This window comes from Treponema sp. Marseille-Q4523 (assembly GCF_016901105.1).
Taxonomy (GTDB): domain Bacteria; phylum Spirochaetota; class Spirochaetia; order Treponematales; family Treponemataceae; genus Treponema_D.
The window spans coordinates 1-1,638 of sequence record NZ_JAFEVM010000086.1 but is presented as its reverse complement, the minus strand read 5'-3'; the positions used below and the strand labels follow the sequence as shown (position 1 = coordinate 1,638).

The following is a 1,638-nucleotide window of genomic DNA, read 5'->3' as shown; positions in this document are numbered from 1 at the left end:
TTATAAGATTTTTAAAACAGATGAAGATTTCAATTGGCTGGAAGAATGTAAAACTCATAGTAATACTGTCGATGAACTTTTGAAAGAAATCGACAGCTTTTATTGATTAAAAATTCTTGCTTCGTTCTTTTTAGAACTATACCATATAGAAACCGTAGAATACATTATTTGCGTGTCTTGTATACTATGCCGTTTCCCAAATCCAATTTACAACTCCAACGAATTCTCATCAAGTAAAAAATTCCACAGCCCGATCGTAACGATTCCGTTTTCATCGCGGCGGGGTTTTATATCATCTTTTATGATTATGATTTTTTTGAATGAATCTTTTATTTCCAACAGAGAGCGTTTTTCCTGATTTTCTTTTTCTGATGAAGAAAGCGAAAGGGCGGACTGTATATAGTATTTTTTACTTCCGCGATTTGCTATAAAATCAACTTCATAAATGCTTTTTGTCGTCTTTAAGTTCTTATCTTTTCCGTATTTTTCAACAAGGCCGACATCAACTTTACACCCGCGAATTTTCAGCTCGTTGTAAATGATATTTTCCATTATGTGAGTTTCTTCTGTCTGACGAAAATTAAGCCTTGCGTTTCTAAGCCCTGTATCCTCAAAATAGTATTTTACAGGAGTGTTGATGTATTTTTTGCCTTTTATATCGTATCGTCGTGCATCCGAAAGAATATATGCGTCTTTCAGATAACCGATATAAGTGTTGATCGTCTGACGGCTGAATTCTATTTTCTTTTCACTTTTGAATGTGTTTTCAAGTTTTGTCGGATTCGTAAGAGAGCCGATGCTCGAAGCAAGAATATTTACAAGCTCGTCAAGTTCATCTTTACTGCGAATTTTCCGTCGCTCGATTATGTCGGAAAGATATGTTTTTTCAAAAAGACGGATAAGATAATCTTCTTTGTCCTCGACGTTTTTATATGAAAGGACCAGTGGAAGTCCGCCATACATAAAATATTCATCCCAGCCTTCCGATTTAGAGCCTTCATATACCGACATGAATTCGCTGAAAGAAAGAGGGTGCATTCTGATCTCATCACCGCGGTCTTTAAAAATACTGGAAATTTCCGATGAAAGAAGTGTCGAATTGCTGCCGGTTACATAAACATCGACATTCGGCATTTTTAGAAATCCGTTTAGAACGCGCTCAAAGCCGTCAACTTCCTGAATCTCATCAAGAAGAACATAATACATGTTATCGTCTTTGATTTTACCGCGTACATATTCACCGAGCGCATGCCTGTCCAAAAGTTCCTCATGCTCCTCGTCGTCAAGGGCAGCCTCAATAATGTGATCGGCGGGAATTTTTTTTGATAACAGATGCTTCTTAAATAGAGTAAAAAGAAGGAATGATTTTCCGCAGCGTCGTGAACCTGTAACAACTTTTATAAGACCGTTTCCTTTCCTTGATATGAGTTTATCCAGATATTTCTGCCGCTTTATAGTCATTTTATACCTCGTATAACCTATTTACATAATATTTGTAAATACAATGTTTTGGTAAATAAGGTATACTGAAATCCCCAAAAACGCAATACCTAGAAAGAAGAATGTCGTACTTCGTTTCAAAAATATTATGGAATACGGGTTATTATTATTTCAGCACATAAAATGGAGTGTCGGATG

General features: G+C 36.1%; 1 protein-coding gene. It reads right to left on the bottom strand.

Translation table 11 applies throughout. The annotated features are described in order from the left end of the window. Positions 1–207: 207 nt before the first annotated feature. Complete coding sequence (locus JSQ97_RS12800) at positions 208–1,461, bottom strand: ATP-binding protein (RefSeq protein ID WP_205076406.1); 1,254 nt, start codon at positions 1,459–1,461, stop codon at positions 208–210. Positions 1,462–1,638: the final 177 nt, after the last annotated feature.